This window comes from Bogoriella caseilytica (genome assembly GCF_003752405.1).
GTDB lineage: Bacteria > Actinomycetota > Actinomycetes > Actinomycetales > Actinomycetaceae > Allobogoriella > Allobogoriella caseilytica.
Window position 1 is genome coordinate 1,624,890 of the sequence record NZ_RKHK01000001.1, and the last position, 21,194, is coordinate 1,646,083.

Sequence of the window (21,194 nt, forward strand, 5' to 3'; positions counted from 1 at the left end):
TGGGCAGGTGCGGGCTAGCGGGAGCCTTCGATCCGGCCGGTGCGTAAGAAGTCCTGGAAGCTCTCCAGGGCCGGGCCGGGATCGATCCGCTGGCGGGTCAGCCAACCCTCGTCGTAGTAGCTGTCGAGGTAGCGATCGCCGTTGTCGCAGATGAGGGTGACCAGGCTGCCCTGTTCGCCGCGGGCGAGCATCTCGCCGATGATGCGGAAGCATGCCACGAGGTTCGTGCCGGTGGAGGCGCCGGCGCGGGCACCGGTGACGTCCGCCAACAAGCGCATGGCGGCCACTGACTCGGCGTTGGTGACCTTCTCGATGCGGTCGATGACGCTGGGCACGAAGGACGGCTCCACTCGCGGGCGCCCGATCCCCTCGATGGCCGAACCGGGCCCGGTGAGATCCGTCCGTCCCGTGCGCCAGGCCTCGGCGTAGACCGAGCCCTCGGGGTCGGCCACGGCCAGGCGGGTGGCGGTGCCGGCGTAGCGGCAGTACCGGCCGATGGTGGCGCTGGTGCCGCCGGTTCCCGCTCCGACCACGATCCATGCCGGCTCGCAGTGCCGCTCCAGTGCCATCTGCTCGAAGATGGAGGAGGCAATGCTGTTGTTCCCGCGCCAGTCCGTGACGTCGGAGGCCCGGCCGAACTGGTCGAGGAAAAACCAGTGCTGCTGGGCGCCGAGTCGCTCCGCCTCGACGTAGACGTCCGCCGGATCGTCCACGAGGTGGAAGGTGCCGCCGTGATGCTCGATGAGGGCGAGCTTGGCGGAGGAGGTGTTCCTTGGGACCACCGCGACGAAGTCCAATCCGAGCATCTGGGCGAAGTAGGCCTCGGAGACGGCGGTCGAGCCCGAGGAGGCCTCCACCAGGGTGGTGCCGGCGTGAATGTCGCCGTTGACCAGCCCGAAGAGGATCAGCGAGCGGGCAAGGCGGTGCTTGAGGGAGCCGGTGGGGTGGACCGACTCGTCCTTGAGGTAGAGGTCCACCCCCCACTGCGCAGGCAGGGGGAAGACCCGCAGATGCGTATCAGCGCTGCGATTGGCGTCCGCCTGGACGATCCGTACCGCCTCGGACACCCACGCGCGGTCAGCGCTCATCCGCTCGGTGACCCGTCGTTGCCCCATGTTCTGATCAGCTCTCAAGGAGTTCGGCCGCTCGGCGGGCCAGCCCGGTGCGGTCGGCCTTGTTGACGCCGGTGAGCGGCATGTCATCCAGTATCCAGACCCGGCGCGGATGGGCGTAGGGCTCGAGGTGGTCGAGCACATGCTGCTTCAACTCGCCCTCAGCGGCCTGCTGCCCGGGCTGCAGCGTCACGAAGGCCACCGGCTTGAATCCCTTGACGGCATCCAGGACGGGAACGACCACGGCCTCGCGCACGGCGCGGTGCTCTTCGAGCACCTGCTCGACGGCGCGGGGGTAGACGTTCTCGCCGCCGCAGACGAACATGTCGTCCTCGCGGCCCTGGAAGGTGTAGAACCCGTCCTCGTCCACGGCGAAGACATCCTTGGTGTGGTGGAAGCCGTCCTCGGTGACCGGAGGGACCAGATCGGGCCGGTGGTGGTAGCCGGACATCAGCGCCGGAGAACGGACCTCCAGCACCCCGCGATCGTGACGGACCGCGCCGTCCGGGCCCACCAAGCGGACCTCCACCGCCGGATGGGGCACGCCCACGGAGCCGTCGGGAGTGGGCAGGCCCTCCGGGTGGGGTCCGAAGACCACCGGTCCGGACTCGGTGGTACCGAAACCGTGCTTGATCCGCGCCTCGGGGAAAGCCTGCCGCAGGCGCGGGAAGAGCCCTGAGGCGGCCGGGGCGGAGCCGAGATAGATCTCCTGCACCGAGTTGAGGTCGTGCGCTGCGACGAGCTCGGGCCGCTGCAGGATCAGTTCGAACATGGGGGCCACTCCGGAGAGCCGCGTGATCCGGTGCGCACTGACGGCGGCGAGGAAGGCGGCCGGCTCGAAGCGGTTCAGCACCACCACGGTGGCGCCGGCGTACAGGGCGCGCTGGGAGTTGCTCAGCGCGTTCATGTGATACATCGGCGCCGCGATGAGCACTCGCGCAGCACCCGGAGCGGTGGGCACTGCGAGCTGATCGATCACCCAGGAGTGGCTGCGGTGGGAGAGCCGCACGCCCTTGGGTAGGCCGGTGGAGCCGGAGGTGAACAGCACCATGGCGTCGTCCTCGGGTGACACCGCCACGGTCTCGAAGGTGGCCGGTGCCACCGGCGCCGCGAGGTCGGCCACCGGCACGCCGACGTCGCCGATCCTGGCGCCGGTCCGCTCGCGGCCGTCGACCAGCAGCAGCGAGAGCTCGGAGACCGCGATGAGTTCGCGGGCCCCCTCGGTGGGGAGTTTCGGACTGATCGGCACCGCCACGGCCCCCATGCGCTGGATGGCGTAGAAGGCCACCAGCCACTCGGGCGAGTTCTCCGCCAGCACGCCCACGGCCTGCCCGCGCGTGACACGGCCGTGCAGGTCCGCGGCGCGGGACTGCACGGCGGCCTCGAACTCGGCGTAGCTCCACTGGCGGCCCGAGGCCCCCGCGGCGATCAGCGCGGGAGCCTCGGGGCGGTCGCCGGCCACGCGGTCGGCGATGTTGGCCGTGGTGGTGCGGGCGGACATGGTGCTTCTTCAGTCCTTCTTCTGAGTCGCGAAAGAGGCGTAGGTGCCGCGGCCGACGGCGATCTTCTTGCCGGCGGCGTCCAGCACCTCGGCCTCAGCCACCGTCAGCGAGCGGCCGGCGCGCACGATGTGCGCCCGCACGGTGAGGTCGCCGGGCTTGGCGGGGCGCAGGTAGTGAATGGTGAAGTCGATGGTGGGCGCTGGGTCGGACTGGGTGGCCACGAGCGACCAGTCCGCCGCGAGGTCGAGCAACGAGGCGACCACCCCGCCGTGGGTGATGCCGGTGGAGTTGGCCCACTCCTGGCGCCAGGCGGCCTGCAGTTCCAGGCTGTCCTCGCTCACAGCGGTGACGGTCAGGCCCAGCCACTCGTGGAAGGGAGCCTTGCGCAGGCGCTCCTGGAGCGCCTCGGCGGTCAGTGCCTGCTCGCTCATCGGGCCACCTCCGCCCAGGGCTCGATCACGATCTTGCCCAGGACTTCACGATCCCGCACCTTGCGCAATCCTTCGATGGACTCGCTGAGCGGCAGGACGTGGCTGACCGGCGGGTCGATCTCTCCGGCGGCGCACATCTCCAGCAGCGCCTCGAAGTCCTCGGTGCGGAAGCTGTTGGAGCCGATGATCCGCAGCTCGAAGGACCAGATGAACCGCAGGTCCTCCTTCGGGTCGTAGCCGGCGGTCGCACCGCAGACCAGGATGGCGCCGCCCAGCTTGACCGAGCGGAGCGTGGGAGCCCAGGTGTCACCACCGGTGAAGTTGATGACGACGTCGACGCCGCCGGTGCCCTTGAGGCGGTGCGGCTTGCCGTAGTGGGCCTTGACCCAGTCGAGGAAGTTCTCCTCGCGGTAGTTGATGACCTCGTCCGCGCCCATCTCCAGCAGGGCCTGGCACTTCTCGTCCGAGCCGGCGGCAGCGATCACGTGAGCGCCGAGCTTCTTGCACAGCACTACCGAGGCGGTGCCGACTCCGCCGGAGGCGCCGAGGATGAGGACCTTGTCGCCCGCCTTGACCTCGCCCTTGCCCATGATCATGCGGTGCGCGGTGCCGTAGGCCACCGGCAGGGCAGCGGCCTGCACGTCGGTGACGCCCTCGGGGATGCGGATGAGCTGGGAGGCGTGGACCAGGGCGTACTCGGCCATCCCGCCGTCGAGCATCTCGCCCATCAGGCCCTTTTCCGGGTGCCGCGGATGCACCAGTACGCGGTCGCCGGCCTGCCAACCGGACACGTCCTCGGCCACCTCAGTGACCTCACCGGCGAGGTCGAGCCCGGGGACGATCGGGAGCGGGACCTTGATGCCTGGCATCCCGTTGACGGTGAAGAGGTCGTGGTAGTTGTACGAGCTCGCGGTGACCTTGAGCACCACGTGCCCGGCAGCGAGCTGTGGGCGGGGGTGGTCGTCGACCACCGTGAGCTGATCGAGGTCGCCGTGCTCGCTGAGAACGAGCGCCTTCATGGTGTCCGGCACAGTAGGAATCCCTTCGTGGTGCGAATCAATTCACATTCTACATTCGCAGTATTTCGCGGGCGTGAATCTTCCGGTGGCCCGCGAATAGTGTTCATCACGTCTGGTGATGTGATTGCTGCAATTCATGTCCAGTGTAGGAATGAATCGAGCCCGGCGCCGATCGGTCCGGCAGGCGGGCGTCCGGTGAGGTGGATCCCCTCCAGCCCCGTGCCCGCGGCCGACCACCGCACCTGGACGCCGGCCAGCAGCATCCCCTCCGCGGCCGTGTCGGCGCCCAGCAGCGCGTAGGTGCGCAGCACCGCGTCGTCGGTCCCGGCGAGGTCCAGGCACTGCAGGGCGGGTTCCTCCGGCCCGGAGACGACGTCGTTCGGAGTGTCCCAGGTGATGAGGAAAGGAAAGGGGGTCCGCCACTGGGTGGGCCCCACGTAGAGATTGCGCCAGGTGAGGACCGCGCCGTCGGGGTTCTGCCGTTGCATGTCCACCGGGCCGGTCACGGCCTGCCCGGCGGCCTCAAGGGCAGCGCCGGCTTGCGCGACGTCGGGAACCTGGAGGGCGAAACCGAGCGGTGCGACGGCGGCGTCGGCCAGGGCATCGGCCACCTGGGCCCGGTTGGGTGAGTGGGCCCGGGCGAGTTCGGCATCGGTGACCGTCAGGAGTTCGAGGTACCCCTCGGCGAGCGCGAAGAGGCTGTTGGCGGTGCCGCGGCCGGTGTGCTCCCCGCCCCCGCAATGCCGGAGGCCGGCAGCCACCAGCGCCGCCGTGGCCCTGTCGAGGTCGCGCACCCCGATCACGGCGTGGTCGAAGCGGACGTCACTCGGTGTCAGCACCGGTCGCGGGCCGGGGGCGGTGTGGTCGGTCATCATGTTCTCCTCCATCGGGTGGCCAGGGCCAGGACGGCGGCCAGGGCGAAGGCAGCGGCACAGACCCACCATGCCGTGGTGTACCCCGCGCCGTCGATGATCCAGCCCACCACCAGTGGGCCGATCCCGGCACCGAAAGCGGCGCCGCCGTACGTCACCCCGGTGGCCCGGCCGGGTGCCTCGGGGTTGTTCCGCACCACGTACAGGTCGATCAGGCCGGTCCAGCCCCAGCCCACCGCGTAACCGAGGATGACTGCGGCCAGCACCAGCCAGGTCGCCCCGGCCAGGGCGAAGATGCTCAGCGCGGTGGCTCCGCCGAGGATCATCACCGAGATCAAGGGGAGCATCGGCAATCGCCAGCGATCAGCACTTACGCCCAGCAGGACGCGGGCCAGCACCGAGCTCAGGCCGCCGAGCAGCCCCATGGTGCCCGCGGTCGCGGCGGAGGTGTGCTCGGCGGTGAGGAAGAGAATGAGGAAGGTGGCCATCGCGGTGGCTGCGCCCATCCCGAGGATGTTCGCCACCGCCAGCAACCGCAGCTCCCGGCGCTGGTTCGCGCTCAGGGATGCTTCGCCGCCGGCCGGCGGGTGCACCTTGCGGCGTTCGCTCAGTACTCCGGCCAGCGCCAGTGCGGCGAGCCCGGCGAAGACCGCGAAGAGGTAGCGCCAGCCCGCGGTCAGTGCGACCGCCGGGACCGCGGCCCCGGCCAGTGCGGAGGCCAGAGGCAGGGAGGAGCGGCGAACGCCGAAGGCCACGCCCTGTCGGGAGCGGCCCACCGCGCCGGAGAGGTGCACGTTAGCGCCGAGCTGCGCCATGCTGTTCGCAATGCCCGCCACCGGCATCAGCAGCAGGACCATGCTTCGCGAGGGTGCCAGCGCCACCGCGGCCATGAACACGACGCACGCCGCGGCCGCCACCGCCATGGGCCGCCGCGAGCCCCACCGCCCCACCAGGCCACCGATGCTCGGACCGAGGAAGGCGGCGACCACGTAGAACAGTGCGACGGAGAGCCCCAGATCCGCCGGGCCGAAGTCGATCGACTCCTGCATGAACACCGCGGCAGCGCCCAGCGTGAACACCGGAGCCACGCCGAGTGTGGCCACCGCAGTGGCCACGGCGATGGCGACCACCTGGGCACCGGCCGATGCCGGCGAGCCTCCTGCGGAGCCCGCGCTCACGCCGGAATGCTGGACTGTTGCGCGGCGCGGCGCTTGGCCCGCCACGTGCTGAACAGCGACAGCGCCAGCAGCAGCACGGCGAGACCGAGGATGCCCGCTGAGATCGGCCGGGTGAGGAAGACGGTGGGGTCGTCGTTGTTGAGCATCAGCCCGCGGCGCAGGTTGGACTCCAGGATGGGCCCGAGGATGAGCCCGAGGGCCAGCGCTGCCACCGGGTAGTCGTACCGCACCATCAGGTAGCCGATCACCCCGAAGATCAGGGTGATCCACAGCAGGTAGGTCTGACCGGTGGCGATGAAGGCGCCGGTGAAGGACAGGGTCGCGATGGCTGGCAGCAGGACAGTGCGGGGCAGGAGCGCCACGCTGGCCAGCGGCTTGGCCAGTGCCAGGCCCATGATCACCATGGCCACGTTCGCCAGCAGCATGCCGGCGAAGAGCGGGTACACCAGGTCGGAACCGGAGCTCTCGAAGAGGCGCGGCCCGGGATTGATGCCCTGGATGATCAGGGCGCCCAGCATGACTGCGGTGGTGGCGTCGCCGGGGATGCCCAGCGTCAGCAGCGGCACCATGGCCCCGCCCGTCATGCCGCTGTTGGCGGCATCGGGGGCCGCCACGCCCTCGATGGACCCCTTACCGAACTCCTCGGGGTGCTTGGACTTCCGCTTGGCGTCACCGTAGGCGAGGTAGGAGGCCATGGATCCGCCCCCGCCGGGCAGGATGCCCACGATCGTGCCGAGCACGGAACCACGCAGCACCGGGCGGAGGGTGCGGCGCATGTCCGGGCGGGTGGGCATCACCCGCCCGATGGAGGACACCACCCGGGTCTTGCGGCCGGGGACCCCGGCCAGGCGCAGCACCTCGGCCATGGCGAAGACGCCGATGATCGCGGCGAGGAAGGGCACCCCGAGCCGCAGCTCAGACTGCCCGAAGGTGAAGCGCGGCAGGTTGGTCAACGGATCGGTGCCGATCACGCCCACCACCAGACCGAAGGTGACGGCGGTCAGTGCCCGGGCGCGGGATCCGCCGCTGATGGCCACGGCCGTGGTCAGCCCGAGGATCCCGACAGCGAAGTACTCCACCGGCGAGAAGCGCAGCGCCACCGAGGCCAGCATCGGGGAGAACAGCCACAGCACCAGCACCGAGAAGACCCCGCCGACGGCGCTGGCGTAGGCGGCCAGGCCGATGGCGCGGCCGGCCTGCCCCTTCAGCGCCAGGGGGTAGCCGTCGATGATCGTCACCGCACCCGAGGGGTTACCGGGGGTGCGTAGCGTGATCGAGGTGATGGAGTTGGAGTACATGCTTCCGGCGAAGATGCCGGTGAGCATGAGCATCGAGTGCAGCGGATCGAGGTCCAGGGTCATCGGCACCAGCAGCGCGATGGCCACGGTGGCGGTCAGGCCCGGGATAACACCCACCACGATGCCGGCCAGGGCGCCGATGAGGATCCACATCAGGCTCGCGGGGGTGAACACCGCCGAGAGGATGGCGAGCAGATCCATCTAGAACACCGACCCCGAGGGCAGGCGGGCGTTGAGGACCTCGATGAAGACGAGGTGGCAGAAGACGGTCACGCCCACCCCGGCCGCCAGCCCGAGGCCGGCTCCCTTCCACGAGCGGTCCTGCAGCAGCAGGCTCAGCGCGGTGGCGTACAGCACGGTGGCCAGGTGGAAACCGATCAGCGGCATGATCACGGGGTAGAGAGTGCTGGCGCCGAGCACCGCGAGGACCCGGGTGCTGGCACCGCGGTCCTGGCTGGCGTCCTCGGTGGCGGTCTCCTGCTCGGTGGCCACGGGGCCGCTCTCCTGTGCCGCCCTCTCCCGCCCCTCCGCCGGCACGGGAGCCACTACCTCCGCATCGACGGCGGTGGACGGTTCACGGACCGCCACCACCATGGAGGAGAGGGAACCCACGGCCAGCAGGCTCGCCACCACGATCGGGTAGATGTGCCCATCCGACTCGACCAGTGGTCCGGTCATCTGGAACGCCTGCACGATGATTCCGATCGCGAAGACGAAGAGCACCCCGGGAAGGGCAAGCTTGAGCAGGGTCTCGTTCATCAGCACTCTCGGAGCGGTGGGCTGGTCGGTCAGTTCTCGGCCAAGCCCATGTCGGTCAGGAGCCCCTCGATCACCGGGCGCAGATCGTTCATGTACGCCTCGAAGTCCTCTCCGGAGCGGTAGAACGGCGTGTTGCCGGCCTGTTCGGCGGCTTCGAGGTACTCCTCGTCCTCGGCGGTCGCGGCGATCGCCTCGACCAGGGTCGCGCGGACGTCCTCGTCGAGACCGGCGGGCGCGGCGATGCCACGGAAGGAGGCGATGGGGGCGACCTCGTAGCCCAGCTCGGCGAAGGTGGGCACGTCGGGGTACTCCTCCACCCGCTCTTCGGCAAAGGTGCCGAGGATGCGCAGATCGCCGGACTCCACGTACTCCGCGGCGATGTTCGGGGTGAAGACGAACGCGTCGATGTTTCCGCCCAGCAGGTTCGTCAGCCCATCGGCGTGTCCGTCGAAGGGGGTGTACTGCCACTCGACGCCGAGCTCGCCTTCCAGTTCCGCCGGTGCCTGGTGGTCGATGCCCCCCATGCCGGAGGTGCCGATCATCAGCGAGCTGCCCTCGAGGTCCTCGGCGCTCTCGTACTCGCTGTCGGAGCGGACGTAGAAGAACAATGCCTGTTCCTCGTACTGGCCGAGGATGTCGAAGTCCTCGATGGCCGGTGCCTGCGGGTCGAGAACCTCGTTGCTGAGCACGTCGTAGGTGAGCAGCCCGATGTTGTAGCCGTCGTTGGAGTCCTGGGCGAGACTGCCCCAGCCCAGGGAGCCGTTGGCGCCGGGCTCGTTGGCGGGGGTGATGGAGACACCCAGGTGATCCTCGAGGTGGCTCGCGAAGAGCCGGGAGGACAGGTCGGAGCCCCCGCCGGCGGTCCAGGGGATCATCATCTCCAGCGAACCGGTCGGGTAGTCTTCGGCATCCTCGGAGCAGGCGGCCAGAGTGAGCAGGCTCCCCGCGGCCAGCAGGACGACCGCGCGATGACCGGTGCGGCGCGCGGCTGAAAGATCAGTAAACCCGTGCATTCTTCAACCTCCTGATGAAGCCATTCCCATTGTCTGGGCTGTGGTTCGTGTGAGAACCTGCGAGTCCGTCGCAAAACTAACGCCGCGACATTTCGATTGGATTTCCTCCCGGCGTCCTTTGAGATAAAAGGCCCGCCCGGCAGGCACGGCTTGCAATGTACTCCATAACGGAGAGTTATGGGGATGCGGACGGATGGTGGACCGCTGTGTGGATGGCCACCACGGCCGCGATGCCGAGGGGTGCCCTTGCCAGGCGTCGCGTGCTGAGGCGGCCGTAGCATGAGGTGGTGGCCATGACCGTGCCCGGTGGGCAACCCGAGATCGACCTGCACTCGATCCGGATCATCCACGCGCTGGAGGAGACCGGTTCGATCACGGCCGCCGCGCGCCTGCTCGGCTCCAGCCAGCCGGCGGTGAGTCAGCACCTCCAGCGCGCCGAGGCCAGGTTGGGCATCTCCCTGGTGATCCGCACCGGGCGTCAGGTGCGGCTGTCTGAGGCTGGTGAGGTGGTCGCCCGTGCCGCGCCGGAGATCCTCCGCGCCCTCGATGCCGCAGGACAGGAACTCGCCGGCTTGCAGTCGCTCCGGTCAGGGAAGGTCCGCATGGTGGCCTTCGCCACCGCGTCGTCCACGCTGATCCCCACGATCTTCGGCGAGCTCCGGCGCACTGCGCCCGGGGTGGCGGTGAGCTATGCCGAGGCCGAGCCCAAGGAGGCGACCCGGCAGGTGCTCGACGGCGAGGCCGATCTGGCCTTGGTCCCCAGCTATCCGGGTGAGCCCATGGATGCCGCGGCGCTCGCCGGCCGCGGGCTGATCGCCCTGCCCCGCTTCGTGGACGAGATGCTTCTTGTCCTCCCGGCGGGGCACCCCCTGGCGGCCCAGCAGCTGGTCGAGCTCTCCGCCCTGGAGGACGACGAGTGGATTGCCGGATGCCCGCGCTGCCGGCATCACGTGATCCACGCCTGCCAGCATCTGGGCTTCGAGCCGAACATCGCCTTCGAGACAGACAACTTCGGCGCAGTGGTTGCCATGGTCGCCGCCGGCCTCGGCGTGGCGATCCTGCCCCGGCTGGCCCTGGAGAGCACCGTGCTGCCCGCCGGCGCGGTGGTGCGCCCGGTGACGCCGCCCTCCAGCCGGGAGATCTACCTGGTGGTTCCGCGCGATTTGCTTGAGTCCCGCCCGGTCGCGGCGGTGATGAGTGCCATCACCGGGATGAGCGGCTCCCCCTGGCGGCTCTCGGCTGCCGATGGTGAGGCGCCGGAGGGTGGCCCCCCGCCCCACGAACCTCTCGCATCGGACGACGAGGGCGTGGCCGTCACCTGACGGCCACGCCCCGGCCCTCGCGAGCGGTCAGCCCTGCGCTCGGAGCGCGACGGCGAAGGCGTAGCTCCCCGGCACCAGCTGGTGGCTCGGCAGGACGCCTGGCCCGCAGGAACCCGTGCCGATCCCGTACTGCGCCGCATCCAGGTACAGGTGCACTCCGCTCGAGGGCGGCAGCGTGTGCGGATGCGTGGCCGCGGTGAGCTCCTGGGCGGTGTGGCGGCTGACCGTGAAGCCCGGGCGTCCCACGTGCACGGCGCTGCCGGCCGCTCCCAGGCCGCCCGCGAAGCTGCGCACCCCCACCGTGGTGCCTCCGCCGGCGAGTTCGAGCTCGCGCAGCTCTGGACGGTGACCCGTTTCCTGCGGCTTGGCATACTCCACGCCGAGCTCGTCGATGGCCCGCCGGTACCGGCCCACCAGTGCGGCGGTGTCGGTGTCCGGGTAGGACTCCTCGGGGCCGGTGCCGTGCCAGGTCGCCTCGCTTAACTCGGCCGGCAGGGTCAGGCGTACGCCCACCCGGGGCCAGGTCCCCGGCCAGCGGCCGTCGGCACTGATGGACACGTGCAGCCCCAGCTCGCCCTGCCCAGTGACGAGGTAGGTGAAGACGGTTTCGATGGCCAGAGTGGACGCCGCGGCAGCGCTCCGCCAGCGCACCACGAGACGGTCGGCCTCAGCACGCACGCCGAGCACCCGGTGGTGCAAGCGGTTCAGCCCCTGGCGCTCCCAGCGCTCGGCCACCGACTCCCCGCGCGCGCGGGATTCCTGCCCCACCGGCACGTCCTCGTACTCGGCCGATTCGCCACCACGGTCGTTGTCGGTGGGGGCGCGCCACAGCTCCGGTGCGGGGCCGCTGACGCGCACCCCGCCCAGGGAGTTCAGGGCACCGGTCCGGGCATCGAAGCGTCCCGGGCCCAGCACGATCTCCTGCTCCTCGATCACCGGCTCGGCGCGACCCGTCCGGGGCAGAGCCGCGGCCGCCGGAACACGAGCGCTGCGGCCGGTCAGCGCCGAGTCGCTCAGGTCGCGCTGGCGCGCGGAGATCACGTGCCCGGCCGGTGCCCATTCGGTCGGCCCGGCCTGCTCGACCTGCAGGGTCAGCCAGATCTCCTCAGTACCCACGCCCAGCGTCTCCCCGGCGGACCTGAGCGCGGCGCGCAGTTCCTCGGGCAGAGCCACCTTGGCGCGCTCCCCGGCCGGTACTGCGGCGAGGTCGACCAGCCCACTGGCGTGCTCTTCGCCGTCGGCGAGAACGATCCAGCGCACCTGCAGGTCCGAGGTGTCCGCGGTGTGCCGGTCGTTCGTCACCGTGACCACGGTGTCCTCGCCCTCTCCGTGCAGCACGGCCACCACGGGTGCCACGACGGCGGCGAACTCCTTCAGGCCCGGTGATGGCGTGCCGTCCGAGAGCAGGAGGCCGTCGGTGACGAAGTTGCCGTCGTGCAGTTCCTCACCGAAGTCACCGCCGTAGCCGTAGAAGGACGTGCCGTCCTCGGTGGTGGTCAGCAGGCCGTGGTCGCGCCACTCCCACACGAAGCCGCCGTGCAGTCGCGGGTAGGCGCGCAGGACCGCGTCGTAATCGGCGATCCCACCGGGGCCGTTGCCCATGGCGTGGATGTATTCGCACAGCAGGAAGGGCTTCGCGCGGAGCCGGTCCGCAGCGCCAGGGCTGACGTAGGCGATGTCGCCGGTGTCGCCGCCGATGGCCTTCAGCTCGGTGACCTGCGTGTACATCCGGGAGTAGATGTCGGTGTACTCGCCCCAGTAGTCGCCCTCGTAGTGCACCGGGCGCTCGGGGTCGCGGCTGTGCACCCAGTGGGCCATGGCGGCCATGTTCTGACCCGTGCCTGTCTCGTTGCCGAGGGACCAGATGACGACGCAGGGGTGGTTCTTGTCGCGTTCCACCGTGCGGGTGATGCGGTCCAGGTGGGCTTCGCGCCAGCGCGGATCGTCCGCGGGCGCGTTCGGCGGGGTGTGTTCCCAGCCCTCGAGGTAGAAGCCGTGGGTCTCCAGGTCGCACTCGTCGATCACCCAGAAGCCGAGCTCGTCGGCCAGGTCGAGCACGCCGGGGTGGGGAGGATAGTGCGAGGTGCGGATCGCGTTGACGTTGTGCCGCTTCATCTCCAGGAGATCCTCGCGGGCGTGCGCCCGGTCGAAGACCCGGCCGCGACTGGCCTCGATCTCGTGGCGGTTCACCCCGCGGAACATGACCTTGCGCCCGTTGACGAGGAACTGGTCGCCCTCGATGCTCACGGTCCGGAATCCGGTGTGTACGCGGACCTGCTCGCCCTGGCTGTGCAGCTCGACGCCGTATCGGCGCGGGGTCTCGGCCGTCCAGGGCTCCACTGCGGGGAACGTCAGCGGGGCGATCTCCTCGGAGCTTGCCCAGGTGACGTCGACGCCGAGCTCGGGAATGCGCAGGCGGAGCGGGAAGGCCGCCGCCGCGGCGTCCACCTCGGCGACGAGGCTGCCGCGCCCGGTGACGTGGTCGTAGCCGGCGCGCAGCCAGAGGTCATGGATTCCCGCGGCCGGTCGGGCCAGCAGGGTGATGTCGCGGAAGATCCCGGGCAGCCACCATTGGTCCTGATCCTCGAGGTAGGTGGCATCGGACCACTGGTGCACCCGGACGGCCAGCACGTTCTCGCCGGGCGCCACGGCGTCGGTGACGTCGAACTCGTGCACCAGGCGCGACCCCTTGCCGACGCCGATCTCCGTGCCGTTGAGCCAGACCCGGTACGCCGATTCGACGCCGTCGAAGCGCAGGAGCAGGCGTTCCGCGCTCTGCCAGGCGTCGGGGAGGGTGAAGGTACGGCGATGATCGCCGGTGGGGTTGGCGTCCGGCACGAAGGGCGGCTCCACCGGGAAGGGGTAGACCACGTTGGTGTAGGCGGGCCGGCCGTAGGCGCCGTCGCCGGCCAGCACCCAGTGGCAGGGCAGCTCCAGAGAGTCCCAGGGGGCGGCGTCGTCGTCCTCCCACGGTGCCATGCCGGGCTCGGCCACCTGGTGCAGGCGGAAGTCCCAGGTGCCCGTGAGGTCCAGCTCGGGGGCGTTGGAGTCGAGCCGGGCGCGCGGCGGCAGGGCGCCGTAGCCGGGGGAGTGATCGGTCAAGTATGCGGGTGTACGCACGGGCCGTCCTTGGTCGGTGGGTGGGTCGCAGGACTGGAACATCGGAGGTCTGTGCCGGAAGAGGCACCGGTTGTCGCCGCATGGCCTGGAGCTGCGGTGTCGAGCGGCGAGATGCGCCGCTAAACCTCCGATCTTTCTGAGAGTATGTTCGGCAGAAGCCAATACTGGCAAGAACAACGGGGCAGTACCCGAAGGAGGAGCGCGATGCGCGTGGCGTTACACACCCGGATCCAGGCGGGGCGGGAAGAGGAGTACGAGGCTGCACACCGGGAGGTGCCCGAGGAACTCATGCAGGCCATCCGCGGTGCCGGGGTGAGGGAGTGGACCATCTGGCGCAGCGGACAGGACCTCTTCCACATGATCGATTGCGCGGACTACGCCACCCTGCTCAGCGAGCTGGAGCACTTGCCGGTCAATGTCGCCTGGCAGGCGCGCATGGGCGAGATGCTCGAGGTCGTGCACGACTACTCCGACGATGGTGCCGGTGCGTCCTTGCCGGTGGTCTGGACGCTGCCCGGAGGGGCGTCATGATCCTCGGCTGCGCCAGCATGGGCGGGCTCTACCGCCCCATCACCGAGGAGGAGGCGCACGCTGCGCTGCACACCGCCTGGGAGCTCGGAGTCCGCAGCTTCGACACGGCGCCGCACTACGGCGCGGGGCAGTCCGAGGAGTACCTCGGCGCCTTCCTGCGCACCAAGGCGCGGGAGGAGTTCACCCTCTCCACCAAGGTGGGCCGGCTGCTCTATGACGATCCCGCCGCCAAGGACGGCGCCGCGGGCTTCTTCGGTGCCCCCCGGCGGTCCCGCCGCTTGGACTACTCCGCTGCCGGGGTGCGCCGCTCCCTGGACGAGTCGCTGGAACGCCTCGGCCTCGACCGGGTGGACGTGCTGCTCGTCCATGACCCGGAGGACCACATGCCCCAGGCCCTGGGCGAGGCCGGGCCGGCCCTGACCGCCCTGCGGGACGAAGGGCTCCTCAGCGGCTGGGGCGTGGGCACCAACTACGCCGATGTGGCCGAACGTTTCGTGCGGGAGGCGGGCGCGGACACCGTGCTCATCGCCGGGCGATACTCGCTGCTGGATCGCCGGGCGGAGGCCGGCCTCCTGGCCGCCTGTGCCGAGCACGGCGTCGATGTGCTGGCGGCCGGCGTGCTCAACTCCGGTCTGCTCGTGGACCCCCAGCCCGGGGCGCCCTTCAACTATGCGCCGGCGCCGGAGTGGATCGTCGAGGCCGCCCAGCGTATGGCCGCCGCGTGCGAGCGCCACGGTGTGAGCCTCCGGGCTGCAGCCTTGCAGTTCCCGAGCCGTCATTCTGCGGTCACCGAGGTGGTGACCGGTGCCGGCCGGGTGGACAGCATCCGCGACACCGTGGCTCAGCTCGCTGCCGAGGTGCCGGCCGAGTTGTGGGCCGAGCTCGACGAGTTGGTGCCCGACCAGGGCCGGCTGCCCTGAGCCGTGGCGCTCCGAGAACTGATCACACCCCTGACGATCCAAGGAGGACGTCCATGCATTTCCTGAGAATCGGCGAGCCCGGGAGCGAGCGCCCGGTGGTCGAGGAGGCCGGCACTGTCTACGAACTCGGCGATCTGACCGCTGACCTCGATGGCGCCTTCCTGGCGGCTGACGGCATCGGCCGGGTGCGCCAGGCGCTGGCAGCCGGTGAGCTGCCGCCCGCCTCGATCGAGGGTGAGCGCATCGGTTCTCCGGTGGTCCGGCCCTCTGCGGTGATCTGCATCGGGATGAACTACGCCGCCCACGCCGCCGAATCGGGCGCGGCGCCCCCGGAACAGCCGGTGGTCTTCCTCAAGACGGCGAACACGGTGGCCGGCCCCTATGACGAGGCGTTCATCCCCCGTGGTTCGACCAAGACCGACTGGGAGGTCGAGCTCGGCGTGGTCATCGGCCGCCGCGCCTCCTACCTCTCCTCGCTGGAGGAGGCGCGCGAGCACATCGCCGGATTCGTCTGCGCCAACGACCTCTCCGAGCGGGAGTTCCAGCTCGAGGTCTCCGGTGGACAGTGGTCGAAGGGCAAGTGCGCCCCCGGCTTCTCGCCACTGGGGCCATGGCTGGTGCCCGCCGATGAGGTGGACGGCAACAACCTGCGGCTGCGCAGCTGGGTCAACGGCGAGATCCGCCAGGACTCCACCACCGCCGACCTGATCTTCTCGGTCGAGGTGATCGTGCACCACCTGAGCCAGTACCTGGTGCTGGAGCCCGGCGATGTGATCCTGACCGGCACGCCGGAGGGCGTGGCCCTGTCCGGCCGGTTCCCCTACCTCAAGGCCGGCGACGTCGTCGAGGTGGAGATCGAGGGGCTGGGTCGTCAGCGCCAGGTCTTCGCCCAGGCGTGAGGTCCTGACCGCTGGGGCGCGAGGCGCCGAGCCTGCGCCCCAGCGTGCGGCAGGGAGCCTCAGCTTGGCTGCGGCACCGGCACCAAGCGGGTCAGTTGCGTGACGTGGCGGGGCTCGAGTTCCTCCAGGGAAGAGACTCCCAGGAGCTTCATGGTGCGCTCGATCTCTTCGCGCAGGATGGCGATGGCGCGGTCCACGCCGGCGCGCCCGCCGGCCATCAAGCCATAAAGGTAGGCCCGGCCCACCAGGGTGAAGTCGGCGCCTAGGGCCACCGAGGCCACGATGTCGGCGCCGTTCATGATGCCGGTGTCGACCATGACAGCGGCGTCCTGGCCCACCTCCCGCGCCACGGCGGGCAGCAGATGGAAGGGCACCGGGGCGCGATCGAGCTGGCGGCCACCGTGGTTGGAGAGCAGGATGCCGTCCACGCCGGCCTCCACCAGGCGCACGGCATCGGGCAGATTCTGCACCCCCTTGACCACGATCTTCCCGGGCCAGATCTTGCGGATGACCTCCAGATCCGCGTAGCTGATCGTGGGGTCCATCGCGGCGTCGAGCAGCTCTCCCACGGTGCCGCCGGTGGTGGTCAGGGACGCGAACTCCAGCTTCGGAGTGGTCAGAAAGTCCACCCACCACCACGGGCGCGGTATCGCGTTCGCGATGGTCTTCAACGAGATCTGTGGCGGGATGGAGAAGCCGTTGCGCTTGTCGCGCAGCCTGGCTCCGGCCACCGGGGTGTCGACGGTGAAGAAGAGCGTGTCGAAGCCGGCGGCCGCTGCCCGGCGGGTGAGCTCGTAGGAGATCTCGCGATCGCGCATGACGTAGAGCTGGAACCAGTTCCGCCCCGCGGGGTTCGCCGCCTTGACTGCCTCGATCGAGGTGGTACCCAGGGTGGAGAGAGTGAAGGGGATGCCGGCAGCCGCGGCGGCCCCGGCTCCGGCGGTCTCCCCTTCGGTCTGCATGAGCCGGGTGAATCCGGTGGGCGCGATGCCGAAAGGAAGGGCGCTGTGGCCCCCGAGTACGTGGACGCCGGTGTCCACGTCCTCGGCTGGCCGGAGCACGTCGGGATGGAACTCGACATCCTCGAAGGCCTGGCGGGCGCGGCTGAGCGACAGCTCGCTCTCCGCTGCGCCGTCGGTGTAGTCGAAGGCCGCCGCGGGGGTCCGTCGCTTGGCGATGGCGCGCAGGTCGGCGATCGTGAGCGCAGCCGAGAGCCGGCGGCGCCGGGCGTTGAGATCGGGCCTCTTGAGCTTCAAGAGCTCAAAGACCTCGGTGGGCCGGGGTACCTGCCGCTCGACCATGCTGCTCCTTCGCGCTCGTGGTGGCGGGCCGGCGTCGTGGGCCGGCCGACACCTGGTCCTCGGCAAGACCTTACGCGGCGCGAAGGAGCAGCAGGATTCTGTCTACGGACCGGTCATGCGCCCGTCCGTGCCGAGCCGGACGGGCTTCTCGCTCAGGCCGCCGGGGGCGGGTCGTTGCGGGGGTCGGCCGGGGTGCGCTCCACGCGCTGGGTGTGTGAAGTATTGGAGCGCTGTGCATTGATGATCAGCGCGATCACCAGGGCGAGCGCACCCACACCCATGCAGATGTAGCCGATCATCGTGACGTCCACACCCTGAATGGGGTCGGAGACCGCGAAGGTCAGGATCGCGCCCAGCGCGATGAGGAAGATGCCGATGCCAATACCCATGTCGCACACTCCTTTCAGGTGCAACGCTTCCGTCGCACGACTCAAGTAGCCGCCAGTCTCGGGGGAATGCCGGGCCAGCGCATCTTGGCAGCGCGGCATCATCGGACGACCCGGCGTCCTCACCCCTCCCGCGTTTGGCGTCTTCACCCCTCCGGCGTTTGTGGTGACTTCGCGTCGGAATGGAGGCCGCAGATCGCTTCTGAAGCGACACATACTGACCACAATCGCCGGAGATGGGCCGCGGGATCGCCGGGGATGGGCCGCGGGATCGCCGGGGATGGGCCGCGGGATGGGCCGCGGGATCGCCGGGGATGGGCCGCGGGATCGGTCAGGGTTGGCCGGGGATAGGGTCGGAACATGACCGGTTCTTCCGCATTCACCCCGCCCGCACCGTTCACCACCCGGCCCACGCTGCACGGCACCTTCGGGATGTCGGCCACGACCCACTGGCTGGCCACCGGCACGGCGCAGTCCGTCCTCGAGCGCGGAGGCAATGCCTTCGACGCCGCAGCTGCCGCGGCCTTCGTGCTGCACGTGGTCGAACCGCACCTTAATGGCCCTGGCGGTGACATGACCGGCGTCTTCGTCACTGCGGAGCAGCCCGGCGAGCCCACGGTGCTGGTCGGTCAGGGGCCGGCACCGGCCGGCGCCACCATCGAGCACTATCGTTCCGAAGGCCTGGACCTCGTGCCCGGTTCTGGTGCGCTCGCCGCCGCCGTGCCGGGTGCCGTCGACGCCTGGCTGGTGTTGCTGCGCGATCACGGTACTTGGGAGCTGGCCGACGTCCTCGAGCCGGCCATCGGTTACGCCCGTGACGGCCACCCCGTGCTCGAGCGCGTCTGCGCTCAGATCGAGAGCCTGCGGGAGCTCTTCACCGAGCACTGGACGACGTCCGGGGAGCTGTGGATGCCCGGCGGTCGCGCGCCTCAGCCGGGGGAGCTGATCCGCAACGAGGCCTATGCCCGCACCCTGGAGCGCCTGGTCGAGGCCGGTGACGTCTCCGGTCAGGACGCCGGCCGCACGGCGCGTATTGAGGCCGCCCGGAACGCGTGGCGGGAAGGATTCGTCGCCGAGGCCATCGAGCGGGCAGCGCGCGAACCGCACCGCCACTCCGACGGCAAAGACCATACCGGCGTCATCACCGCGGCCGATCTGGCCGCCTTCGAGGCGGACTACGAACCCGCCACCACCGCGACCTTCCGCGGTCACACCATCGCCAAGACCGGCGCCTGGGGGCAGGGCCCGGTACTGCTGCAGATGCTGACCATGCTCGACGGCCTGGACAACGCCCGCCTGGACCCCTCGACGGCCCTGGGCGCCCACACCATCCTCGAGGTAGAGAAGCTGGCCATGGCCGACCGGGACGCCTACTACGGCGACGACGAGCGCGCCGCAGCGGCCCTGCGCACCCTGCTCTCCGAGGAGTACGCAGCCGAGCGCCGCACCCTGATCGGTGACGACGCGTCCTCGGTCCTGCGCCCCGGCGCCATCGACGGCATTCCTGCTTTCGCCCCGCCCCTGCGTTCTGACCACGCCGGAGGTGCCGCCGGCACCGGGGAGCCCACCGTGCCGGGGGCGAGCCAGACGGACCCGAGCGACCCGGTCACCGACCCGGCGACCGGGGCACGCCGCGGCGACACCTGCCACCTCGACATCGTCGACCGCTGGGGCAACATGATCTCGGCGACGCCGTCCGGCGGCTGGTTGCAGTCGAACCCGACGATCCCCGAGCTCGGTTTCTGCCTGGGCACCCGCCTGCAGATGACCTGGCTCGAGGAAGGCGCGGCGTCCACGCTCACCCCGGGCCGCCGGCCGCGCACCACCCTGACGCCCACCCTGGTGCTGCGGGACGACCAGGCGGTGACTGCTCTGGGTTCGCCCGGCGGGGACCAGCAGGACCAGTGGCAACTGCTCTACCTGCTGCGCACCATCGTCGGCGGGTACAGCCCTCAGGAGGCCATCGACGCCCCCGCGCTGCACACCACCTCCCTGGTCAACTCCTTCTGGCCGCGGCAGTGGACCCCGGCGGGCGCGGTCGTCGAAGACCGACTCGGCGGTGAGGTCATCGCTGAACTCGAGGCACGCGGGCACCAGGTGGTCCGTGCGGGCGAGTGGTCCCTGGGACGGCTCTCCGCCGTCACGCGTGACCCCGCCACCGGTCTGCTGCAGGCGGCGGCCAATCCGCGCGGCGCCCAGGGCTACGCGGCGGGGCGATGAGTCCCGGGCGGCCTACGGCACACCTCCACCAGCGCAGCACCGCAGATCAGCCTGAGGGGGCGGTCCGGATCCTCGGCCTCATGTCGGGCACCTCCCATGACGGCATCGACGGCGCGGTCGTGGAGTTCACGCCGCAGGGCGAGGGCCTGATCGCACGCGTGGTGACTCATGTGTCAGCCGCCTACGAACCCGGGCTCCGGGATCGCCTCGTCACCGCCCTGCCGCCGGCCCCCACCACCCTGGCCGAGGTCACCCGGCTCGACACGCAGATCGGCCAGGCCTTCGCTGAGCTCGCTGCGCGCGCCGTGGAAGGCGCCGGCCCCATGGACCTGGTGGCCTCCCACGGCCAGACCGTCTTCCACTGGGTGGAACCGGCCTCCGAAAGCAGCACCGGAACCCCGAGCACCCCGGCGGCGCGCGGCACCCTGCAGCTCGGCCAGCCGGCGTGGATCGCTGAAGCCACCGGCGCCCCGGTCCTCGCCGACGTGCGCGCTCGGGACATCGCCGCCGGTGGGCACGGCGCGCCCCTGGTGGGGTTGCTGGACGAACTGCTGCTCGCCGACCGGGTGCGGGCCGGCGCCCGGCCGGCCGCCCTGAACCTCGGCGGAATCGCCAACGTCTCCGTGGTGGAGGACGCGGGAGTGCGTGCCTGGGACACCGGCCCCGCCAATGCCCTGATGGACGCCGTGGTGCGCGATCGTGGTGCCCACCCTCAGGGCTACGACGCCGATGGCGCGCTGGCGGCAGCCGGCTCGGTGCACGCGCCGTTACTTGAGTCGCTGCTGGCTGATCCTTACTACCGGCAGGCTCCGCCGAAGAGCACCGGAAAAGAACTCTTCCACCTGGACTACCTGCGCGCGGTCCTGGCGCGCACCGACACCGAAGCGCTGCCTATCGAGGACCTTCTGGCAACCCTCGCGGAACTCACGGTGCACACGGTCGCCCGCGCCCTGCATGACGCCGGGGTCAGTGAGCTCTACGCCTCCGGCGGCGGCGCCAGGAACCCCGTGCTGATGAGCGGCCTGCGCCGCGCGCTACCCAGCGTGCAGGTCCGGAGCAGTGCGGACCTCGGCGTCGGGGAGCAGGAGAAGGAAGCGCTGCTCATGGCGTTGCTCGGCTGGTACGCCTGGCACGGCCTTCCCGCGAGCATGCCGGCCTCGGGCGCGCGCGGCCCGCGCCTCCTGGGCTCGCTCACGCCGGGCGCCGGACCCTTACGGCTGCCCGAACCCCGCGAGCAGCCGCCCGCGTGGCTGCGCGTGGGGTGACCTTCCGGGCGCCGCCCGTCGGCACCCCGCCACCAGTCGTGGCAAT

18 protein-coding genes are annotated in these 21,194 nt (G+C 70.4%); 6 read left to right on the plus strand and 12 right to left on the minus strand.

Translation table 11 applies throughout. From position 1 onward, the window contains the following. Window positions 1-14: 14 nt before the first annotated feature. From EDD31_RS07230 to EDD31_RS07270, 9 genes are all read right to left on the minus strand, one after another. A complete protein-coding gene (locus EDD31_RS07230; protein ID WP_245991009.1) occupies window positions 15-1,115 on the minus strand; it encodes a PLP-dependent cysteine synthase family protein in 1,101 nt (366 codons plus the stop codon). Window positions 1,116-1,122: 7 nt separating this feature from the next. Further along, entirely contained in the window at window positions 1,123-2,613 is a 1,491-nt protein-coding gene (locus tag EDD31_RS07235; RefSeq protein WP_123303554.1) for a class I adenylate-forming enzyme family protein, read from the minus strand. Window positions 2,614-2,622: 9 nt separating this feature from the next. Then, a complete protein-coding gene (locus EDD31_RS07240) occupies window positions 2,623-3,045 on the minus strand; it encodes a PaaI family thioesterase (RefSeq protein ID WP_123303555.1) in 423 nt (140 codons plus the stop codon). After that, window positions 3,042-4,064 (minus strand): quinone oxidoreductase family protein, encoded by a 1,023-nt coding sequence (locus tag EDD31_RS07245; RefSeq protein WP_211336081.1) that lies wholly within the window; start codon window positions 4,062-4,064, stop codon window positions 3,042-3,044. The genes EDD31_RS07240 and EDD31_RS07245 overlap by 4 nt, the downstream gene beginning before the upstream one ends. Before the next feature lie 134 nt (window positions 4,065-4,198). Beyond that, entirely contained in the window at window positions 4,199-4,936 is a 738-nt protein-coding gene (locus EDD31_RS07250; protein WP_170163232.1) for a VOC family protein, read from the minus strand. Then, window positions 4,936-6,114: an MFS transporter gene (locus tag EDD31_RS07255; protein ID WP_148058895.1), complete on the minus strand. Its 1,179-nt coding sequence runs from the start codon at window positions 6,112-6,114 to the stop codon at window positions 4,936-4,938. Before EDD31_RS07255 ends, EDD31_RS07250 begins: the two co-directional genes overlap by 1 nt. Beyond that, complete coding sequence (locus tag EDD31_RS07260) at window positions 6,111-7,613, minus strand: tripartite tricarboxylate transporter permease (protein ID WP_123303559.1); 1,503 nt, start codon at window positions 7,611-7,613, stop codon at window positions 6,111-6,113. Before EDD31_RS07260 ends, EDD31_RS07255 begins: the two co-directional genes overlap by 4 nt. Continuing rightward, entirely contained in the window at window positions 7,614-8,171 is a 558-nt protein-coding gene (locus EDD31_RS07265) for a tripartite tricarboxylate transporter TctB family protein (protein WP_123303560.1), read from the minus strand. Between the two features lie 29 nt (window positions 8,172-8,200). Continuing rightward, window positions 8,201-9,184, minus strand: a complete 984-nt coding sequence (locus tag EDD31_RS07270) for a Bug family tripartite tricarboxylate transporter substrate binding protein (protein ID WP_123303561.1) — start codon at window positions 9,182-9,184, stop codon at window positions 8,201-8,203. A 293-nt stretch (window positions 9,185-9,477) separates the two neighbouring features. On the opposite strand from EDD31_RS07270, the gene EDD31_RS07275 reads away from it, so the two are divergent. Beyond that, window positions 9,478-10,506, plus strand: a complete 1,029-nt coding sequence (locus EDD31_RS07275) for a LysR family transcriptional regulator (protein WP_123303562.1) — start codon at window positions 9,478-9,480, stop codon at window positions 10,504-10,506. Between the two features lie 27 nt (window positions 10,507-10,533). On the opposite strand, the gene EDD31_RS07280 is transcribed toward EDD31_RS07275, so the two are convergent. Beyond that, on the minus strand, window positions 10,534-13,668 hold the full coding sequence (locus tag EDD31_RS07280; RefSeq protein ID WP_123303563.1) for a glycoside hydrolase family 2 TIM barrel-domain containing protein: 3,135 nt from the start codon (window positions 13,666-13,668) through the stop codon (window positions 10,534-10,536). A gap of 162 nt (window positions 13,669-13,830) precedes the next feature. Here EDD31_RS07280 and EDD31_RS07285 point away from each other — a divergent pair, with 162 nt between their 5' ends. From EDD31_RS07285 to EDD31_RS07295, 3 genes are read left to right on the plus strand one after another with little or no spacing between them, the layout of a single operon-like run. Beyond that, the gene (locus tag EDD31_RS07285; RefSeq protein ID WP_123303564.1) at window positions 13,831-14,157 is read left to right on the plus strand and encodes an L-rhamnose mutarotase; all 327 of its coding nucleotides are present in this window, start codon (window positions 13,831-13,833) and stop codon (window positions 14,155-14,157) included. Then, a complete protein-coding gene (locus tag EDD31_RS07290) occupies window positions 14,154-15,077 on the plus strand; it encodes an aldo/keto reductase (protein WP_123303565.1) in 924 nt (307 codons plus the stop codon). Before EDD31_RS07285 ends, EDD31_RS07290 begins: the two co-directional genes overlap by 4 nt. A gap of 53 nt (window positions 15,078-15,130) precedes the next feature. Continuing rightward, window positions 15,131-15,976 carry a fumarylacetoacetate hydrolase family protein gene (locus EDD31_RS07295; protein ID WP_123303566.1) on the plus strand — a complete coding sequence of 282 codons (846 nt, stop codon included), beginning with the start codon at window positions 15,131-15,133 and terminating at the stop codon, window positions 15,974-15,976. 59 nt (window positions 15,977-16,035) lie between these two features. Here EDD31_RS07295 and EDD31_RS07300 read toward each other — a convergent pair whose 3' ends face one another. After that, window positions 16,036-17,277, minus strand: coding sequence for an alpha-hydroxy acid oxidase (locus EDD31_RS07300; protein ID WP_123303567.1), 1,242 nt, complete (start codon window positions 17,275-17,277; stop codon window positions 16,036-16,038). A 152-nt stretch (window positions 17,278-17,429) separates the two neighbouring features. Next, a complete protein-coding gene (locus tag EDD31_RS07305) occupies window positions 17,430-17,666 on the minus strand; it encodes a DUF6458 family protein (protein ID WP_123303568.1) in 237 nt (78 codons plus the stop codon). 357 nt (window positions 17,667-18,023) lie between these two features. On the opposite strand from EDD31_RS07305, the gene EDD31_RS07310 reads away from it, so the two are divergent. Together EDD31_RS07310 and EDD31_RS07315 are read left to right on the plus strand one after the other, a co-directional pair. Continuing rightward, on the plus strand, window positions 18,024-19,883 hold the full coding sequence (locus EDD31_RS07310) for a gamma-glutamyltransferase family protein (protein ID WP_245991015.1): 1,860 nt from the start codon (window positions 18,024-18,026) through the stop codon (window positions 19,881-19,883). Beyond that, the gene (locus EDD31_RS07315; RefSeq protein WP_123303569.1) at window positions 19,880-21,148 is read left to right on the plus strand and encodes an anhydro-N-acetylmuramic acid kinase; all 1,269 of its coding nucleotides are present in this window, start codon (window positions 19,880-19,882) and stop codon (window positions 21,146-21,148) included. Before EDD31_RS07310 ends, EDD31_RS07315 begins: the two co-directional genes overlap by 4 nt. Window positions 21,149-21,194: the final 46 nt, after the last annotated feature.

Coding starts and splice junctions, on each gene's coding strand:
- EDD31_RS07230 (WP_245991009.1), bottom strand. CDS start 1,115: ATGGGGCAACGACGGGTCACCGAGCGGATGAGCGCTGACCGCGCGTGG.
- EDD31_RS07235 (WP_123303554.1), bottom strand. CDS start 2,613: ATGTCCGCCCGCACCACCACGGCCAACATCGCCGACCGCGTGGCCGGC.
- EDD31_RS07240 (WP_123303555.1), bottom strand. CDS start 3,045: ATGAGCGAGCAGGCACTGACCGCCGAGGCGCTCCAGGAGCGCCTGCGC.
- EDD31_RS07245 (WP_211336081.1), bottom strand. CDS start 4,064: ATGAAGGCGCTCGTTCTCAGCGAGCACGGCGACCTCGATCAGCTCACG.
- EDD31_RS07250 (WP_170163232.1), bottom strand. CDS start 4,936: ATGACCGACCACACCGCCCCCGGCCCGCGACCGGTGCTGACACCGAGT.
- EDD31_RS07260 (WP_123303559.1), bottom strand. CDS start 7,613: ATGGATCTGCTCGCCATCCTCTCGGCGGTGTTCACCCCCGCGAGCCTG.
- EDD31_RS07265 (WP_123303560.1), bottom strand. CDS start 8,171: ATGAACGAGACCCTGCTCAAGCTTGCCCTTCCCGGGGTGCTCTTCGTC.
- EDD31_RS07270 (WP_123303561.1), bottom strand. CDS start 9,184: ATGCACGGGTTTACTGATCTTTCAGCCGCGCGCCGCACCGGTCATCGC.
- EDD31_RS07275 (WP_123303562.1), top strand. CDS start 9,478: ATGACCGTGCCCGGTGGGCAACCCGAGATCGACCTGCACTCGATCCGG.
- EDD31_RS07280 (WP_123303563.1), bottom strand. CDS start 13,668: ATGTTCCAGTCCTGCGACCCACCCACCGACCAAGGACGGCCCGTGCGT.
- EDD31_RS07285 (WP_123303564.1), top strand. CDS start 13,831: ATGCGCGTGGCGTTACACACCCGGATCCAGGCGGGGCGGGAAGAGGAG.
- EDD31_RS07290 (WP_123303565.1), top strand. CDS start 14,154: ATGATCCTCGGCTGCGCCAGCATGGGCGGGCTCTACCGCCCCATCACC.
- EDD31_RS07295 (WP_123303566.1), top strand. CDS start 15,131: ATGCATTTCCTGAGAATCGGCGAGCCCGGGAGCGAGCGCCCGGTGGTC.
- EDD31_RS07300 (WP_123303567.1), bottom strand. CDS start 17,277: ATGGTCGAGCGGCAGGTACCCCGGCCCACCGAGGTCTTTGAGCTCTTG.
- EDD31_RS07305 (WP_123303568.1), bottom strand. CDS start 17,666: ATGGGTATTGGCATCGGCATCTTCCTCATCGCGCTGGGCGCGATCCTG.
- EDD31_RS07310 (WP_245991015.1), top strand. CDS start 18,024: ATGACCGGTTCTTCCGCATTCACCCCGCCCGCACCGTTCACCACCCGG.
- EDD31_RS07315 (WP_123303569.1), top strand. CDS start 19,880: ATGAGTCCCGGGCGGCCTACGGCACACCTCCACCAGCGCAGCACCGCA.